This is a genomic window from Rhodococcus sp. R1101, assembly GCF_000278445.1.
In the GTDB taxonomy this organism is placed as follows: Bacteria; Actinomycetota; Actinomycetes; order Mycobacteriales; family Mycobacteriaceae; genus Rhodococcus; species Rhodococcus gordoniae.
Window position 1 is genome coordinate 1 of sequence record NZ_AJVB01000272.1, and the last position, 5136, is coordinate 5136.

Sequence of the window (5136 nt, forward strand, 5' to 3'; positions counted from 1 at the left end):
GGAATTCGACGAGCTGGCCGCCACGGTGCGGTCGCAGCTGCCGGGGCACGTCGCCCGTCTGCTGAAAGCGGTTGTGCCCGTGCTGTCGCGCGCCCACGAGGTGGGCGTGCTCCTCGACCGTGCGAACGGCGAGGCCGCCGACGACGTACGCGAACAGCTGCAGTCGCTACTGTTCCCCGGCTTCGTCACCGACCTGGGCTCACGGCGGATCGTCGATCTACCGCGCTATCTCACCGCGGCCGCTCAGCGCCTGGAGTCGTTGCCGGCGAGTGCGAATCGGGACGCTGCCGGAATGGATGTGCTCGATCGCGTCTACGGAGCCTACGACAAGCTCCTTGCACGCCTGCCGGAGGAGCGACGCACCGCACCCGAAGTCGTCGAGATCTACTGGATGATCGAGGAGTTGCGCGTGAGCCTGTTCGCCCAGAATCTCGGGACCCGGATCCCGGTGTCGGAGAAGCGTGTGGTCAAGGCGATCGACACCATCCGGTAGCGCCCGGATCGGCCATCGTGACCGGATCTGTCCGGAACGGTCGGCCGGGATGGTCAGTCGGCCGGGGCGGAGCGGGACTTCTGGTGTTCGCGCAGTTCGTGGATCTCACGTTCGAAATCCTCTGCCGAACTGAAAGAACGGTAGACCGACGCGAAGCGCAGATAGGCGACCTCGTCGAGATCGCGCAGGGGTCCGAGGATCGCCAATCCCACCTCGTGGCTCGGGATCTCGGGGGAGCCTTTGGCGCGCACCGCATCCTCGACCTGCTGTGCCAGCTTGTTCAGTGCATCGTTGTCGACGTCGCGCCCCTGGCAGGCGCGCGCCACCCCGCGCACGACCTTCTCGCGGCTGAACGGCTCGGTCACGCCGCTGCGCTTGACGACGGACAGCACGGCCGTCTCGACCGTGGTGAAACGGCGCCCGCATTCGGGGCACGCCCGTCGACGACGGATCGCGGCACCCTCGTCTGCCTCGCGCGAATCGACCACCCGAGAGTCGGGATGGCGGCAATACGGGCAGTACATGTCGGTTCCTTCGTCGTGCCCGTGCGGGTCGCGACGTCGGCGCCGAAGCAATACTTCCCGACCGGAACCGTCTCCACTCGCGAGTGGGCCGACACCGCCGCAACCACACGGAGTGGTGTGACTGACAGTGTTGGACAATACCCGCCTGTCCGGTTCGGGCGCGGATCGCGGGTCGGGGCGGGCCACGGCGCCGTCATTCCCGGCCGGAATCCGGCCCGAGGAGACGGCTTCCGGCCGGCACGGTAGTGCCGTCGAGTGAATCCGATTCGGCGATCCTCGCCAGGGTGACACCGACCGGGGCATCCGGCGACGGCCGGGCGGCCGACGCCTCGAGGGTCTCACCCTCGCCCACGACCGTAACCGTGGTGCCGGCACTCTGCGAGATCACCTCGCCGGTACGGACGTGGGCGAGTACGAGGAGCAGCGTGGTGGCCAGCGTGGTGAGCAACAGCGTCGCCGCCATCTGCCGCCGACTCGTCTGTTCCGCCGGCCGACGACTGCGCGGGGTGATCTCCGACCGGTGGTGCAGGGGCTCACGAGAGGACGTGACGACGCGCGGCCTCGTCCGCGACGGGACACGAACGCGGTGCACTGCGGATCTCCCGATCGGCCGGATACGGTGCGGGTCTCCCCCACCCGGGCCCGAGACGGTCCCCTCTCGCGTGCGCGTCCGAACTGTTGTGCCCGCCCGGGCTGTCGGCCCCCGCCGTACCGCCGTGTCGATCCGAACCGCTCTGCTCATCGGAAATCCTCCGTGTCGCTGTGCGTGGTCTGCCGACCCCGTCGAGCACTCGATCATGTGTTCGAACGAAAGTCTGTTCGAATGTTCTACCACGAGCCCCGCCCCGACGTCAGCTCCTCGAGGGGGTGAATCTCGAACATCTGTTTGATATACGCGCGAGATGTCGATAGATTCGAAAGGCAACTTGCAACCCATCCGACACTCGCCGCACGGAGGTCACGATGAAGGCGGACGGAACATCCACGGCCCGCCGGGGCGGACCCACGGCCGGCGATCCCACCACAGGACTCACCGAGCGCCAACGGCGCGTCCTCGAGGTCATTCGCGACTCCGTCAGCGAACGGGGGTATCCACCGAGCATCCGCGAGATCGGCGACGCCGTCGGACTCAACTCGACGTCGTCCGTCGCGCACCAGCTGCGCACGCTCGAACGGAAGGGTTTCCTGCGCCGGGATCCGAACCGCCCCCGGGCCGTCGACGTACGCGGCCTCGAGCCACCGCACGTTCCCGAGTCGTCCCCCGAGGTCGTCGCCACCTCCTCGACCGACGAGATTCCCTCTGCGGCAATGGTTCCCGTCGTGGGCCGAATCGCAGCCGGTGGCCCCATCCTGGCCGAGGAAGCAGTCGAGGACGTCTTCCCGCTGCCGCGCGAACTCGTCGGCCAAGGTTCGCTGTTCCTACTCAAGGTCGTCGGCCGGTCGATGATCGACGCCGCGATCTGCGACGGTGACTGGGTGGTCGTCCGTCAGCAGAACGTCGCCGACAACGGCGACATCGTCGCTGCGATGCTCGACGGCGAGGCCACCGTCAAAACGTTCAAGCGGGTCGACGGCGACGTGTGGCTCATGCCCCACAACCCGATGTTCGAACCGATCCCGGGCAACGACGCCGTCATTCTCGGCAAGGTCGTCACGGTCGTCCGCAAGATCTGATCTTCGGGCTCACCGGAGACGAACGAGGCCGGGGTGGCTCCGCCGCGCGGAGCCACCCCGGTCTTCTCGTACATGCCTCAGATATCGAGACCGCGCCCGATGACTTCCTTCATGATCTCGTTCGTGCCGCCGTAGATCTTCTGCACGCGGGCGTCGAGGTACGCCTTCGCCACGGGGTACTCACGCATGTAGCCGTAGCCGCCGTGCAGCTGCAGGCAGCGGTCGATCAGCTCGACCTGCTTGTCGGTGGTCCAGTACTTGGCCATCGCCGCCTCCGGGACGGTGAGCTTCTTCTCGTTGAGCAGCTCGATGCACCGGTCCACGAACACACGGGCCAGCTGGGTCTCGGTGGCGAGCTCGGCGAGCTCGAAGCGGGTGTTCTGGAACTTGCCGATCGGCTTGCCGAACGCCTTGCGGTCGCGGCAGTACTGGATCGTGTCGTCGAGCACGCGTTCCATGGCTGCGGCAGCGACGACCGCGATCGCGAGGCGCTCCTGCGGCAGGTTCTGCATCAGGTAGATGAAGCCCATGCCCTCCTGCCCGAGCAGGTTGGCCGCCGGAACACGCACATCGTCGAAGCTGAGTTCCGCCGTGTCCTGTGCGGCCAGACCGATCTTGTCGAGGTTGCGTCCTCGCTCGAAACCCGGCATGCCGCGCTCGACGACGAGCAGCGAGAAGCCCTGGGCACCCTTCTCGGGGTCGGTGCAGGCCACCACGATCACCAGGTCGGAGTGGATGCCGTTGGTGATGAACGTCTTGGCACCGTTGAGGACCCAGTCGTCGCCGTCGCGCACCGCGCGAGTCTTGATGCCCTGCAGGTCGCTGCCGGTGCCCGGCTCCGTCATCGCGATCGCCGTGATGAGTTCGCCGGAACAGAAACCGGGCAGCCAGCGCTTCTTCTGCTCCTCGGTCGCGAGCTCGAGCAGGTAGGGCGCGACGACATCGTTGTGCAGCATGAAGCCCAGCCCGCTGAAGCCGAGCTTGGTGGTCTCCTCGGCCATGATGGCGTTGTAGCGGAAGTCGTCCATTCCGCCGCCGCCGTACTCCTCCGGCACCGCCATGCCGAGGAAGCCCTGCGCGCCGGCCTTCTTCCACACCTCACGGTCGACGATCTTGTCCTTCTCCCACTGCTCGTGGAAGGGGGCCACCTCCTGTTCGAGGAACTTCCGGTACGACTCCCGGAAGAGGTCGTGCTCGGGCTCGAAAAGGGTGCGTTCCATCTGCGCTCCTGTGTGAGAGGTCGTTCGACATACTCACGGTATGCAGACGATCGCGCCGTGACGCTGACACAACCGAGCGGATTTTGTGACCCGGACTACCCCCAGGACAGAATCAGTGCCGCAGATCCGCAAGTCTGCGCAGGAGGGGATACGCGACCAGGATGCCGATCGAACCCCACGCGATGCCCCCGAGTTCGACCGATCCGATCGCCAGCGTCAGATCGCCGATGCCGGCGACGAGCGCGGCGGCCGCGACGGTGAGGTTGACAGGGTCGGTGAAGTCGACCTTCGCGTCCATCCAGATGCGCACACCGAGGATGCCGATCAGGCCGTAGAGCACGAGGGTCGCGCCACCGAGGACACCGTCGGGCACGGTGAAGACCAATGCACCGAACTTCGGTGAGAAGGCGAGGACGACGGCGGTGACCGCCGCGACGGCGTACGCCGCAGTCGAATACACGCGCGTCGCGGCCATGACGCCGATGTTCTCGGCGTAGGTCGTCGTTCCCGAACCTCCCCCCGCGCCGGCCAGGGTGGTCGCGAGACCGTCGGCGATGAGCGCGTTGCCGGCCATGTCGTCGAGGTTCCGCCCGGTCATCGCCGCGACGGCCTTGACGTGCCCGACGTTCTCCGCGACCAGCACGACGACGACGGGCAGCGCCAGGAGGACGACCGACAGCTCGAAGGTGGGACCGCGCAGATCGGGCAATCCGAACCACGCCGCGTCGCGCATGGCGTCGATGCGCTCGGAGGCGATCGCTCCGGTGAACGCCGCGAAGATCCATCCGACGATCACACCCACGAGGATGCCGAGCCGGCCCAGCATGCCCGGTCCCACCACGGTCACGAGCAGCGTGACCACGAGCGTGATGGTGGCGACGAGCGGTTGCGCCTCGAACGATCCGGTGGCGGTCGGTGCGAGGTTCAGCCCGATCAGGGCGACGATCGCCCCGGTCACCACCGGCGGCATGACCGCGTCGATGATGCGCGAACCTGCTGCCTTGACGACGAGACCGATCAGCACGAGAACGATGCCGACGGCGACGATCCCGCCGAGCTGCGCGGCCGGACCGGAACCGGCCGAGGCGCTCAGAGGCGCGATGAACGCGAACGACGAACCGAGATAGCTGGGCACCCGTCCGCGCGTGATGATCAGGAACAGTGCCGTACCGATCCCGGAGAACAGCAGCGTCGTCGTGACGGGGAAGCCCGTGATCGTCGGCAC

The 5136-nt window shown here is 67.2% G+C and carries 6 protein-coding genes; 2 read left to right on the forward strand and 4 right to left on the reverse strand.

The genetic code is table 11. The features are described 5' to 3' along the window. Positions 1-493, forward strand: a 493-nt coding sequence (locus R1101_RS27040) for a DUF3418 domain-containing protein (RefSeq protein WP_037223762.1), incomplete at its 5' end; no start/stop codon positions are given. 53 nt (positions 494-546) lie between these two features. On the opposite strand, the gene nrdR is transcribed toward R1101_RS27040, so the two are convergent. Continuing rightward, complete coding sequence (gene nrdR, locus R1101_RS0115685; protein ID WP_026003332.1) at positions 547-1017, reverse strand: transcriptional regulator NrdR; 471 nt, start codon at positions 1015-1017, stop codon at positions 547-549. 193 nt (positions 1018-1210) lie between these two features. Next, a complete protein-coding gene (locus tag R1101_RS0115690) occupies positions 1211-1480 on the reverse strand; it encodes a hypothetical protein (RefSeq protein ID WP_016934336.1) in 270 nt (89 codons plus the stop codon). 500 nt (positions 1481-1980) lie between these two features. On the opposite strand from R1101_RS0115690, the gene lexA reads away from it, so the two are divergent. Then, complete coding sequence (gene lexA, locus R1101_RS0115695) at positions 1981-2691, forward strand: transcriptional repressor LexA (RefSeq protein WP_016934337.1); 711 nt, start codon at positions 1981-1983, stop codon at positions 2689-2691. Positions 2692-2768: 77 nt separating this feature from the next. Here the strand turns inward: lexA and R1101_RS0115700 are convergent, their stop codons facing one another. Next, positions 2769-3911, reverse strand: a complete 1143-nt coding sequence (locus tag R1101_RS0115700; RefSeq protein WP_016934338.1) for an acyl-CoA dehydrogenase family protein — start codon at positions 3909-3911, stop codon at positions 2769-2771. 112 nt (positions 3912-4023) lie between these two features. Beyond that, on the reverse strand, positions 4024-5136 hold a 1113-nt coding region (locus R1101_RS0115705; protein ID WP_026003333.1), incomplete at its 5' end, for a solute carrier family 23 protein.

Excerpts from the sequence above, each read along its gene's own strand:
- R1101_RS0115690 (WP_016934336.1), bottom strand. The coding sequence starts at position 1,480 with ATGGCGGCGACGCTGTTGCTCACCACGCTGGCCACCACGCTGCTCCTC.
- R1101_RS0115700 (WP_016934338.1), bottom strand. The coding sequence starts at position 3,911 with ATGGAACGCACCCTTTTCGAGCCCGAGCACGACCTCTTCCGGGAGTCG.
- lexA (WP_016934337.1), top strand. The coding sequence starts at position 1,981 with ATGAAGGCGGACGGAACATCCACGGCCCGCCGGGGCGGACCCACGGCC.
- nrdR (WP_026003332.1), bottom strand. The coding sequence starts at position 1,017 with ATGTACTGCCCGTATTGCCGCCATCCCGACTCTCGGGTGGTCGATTCG.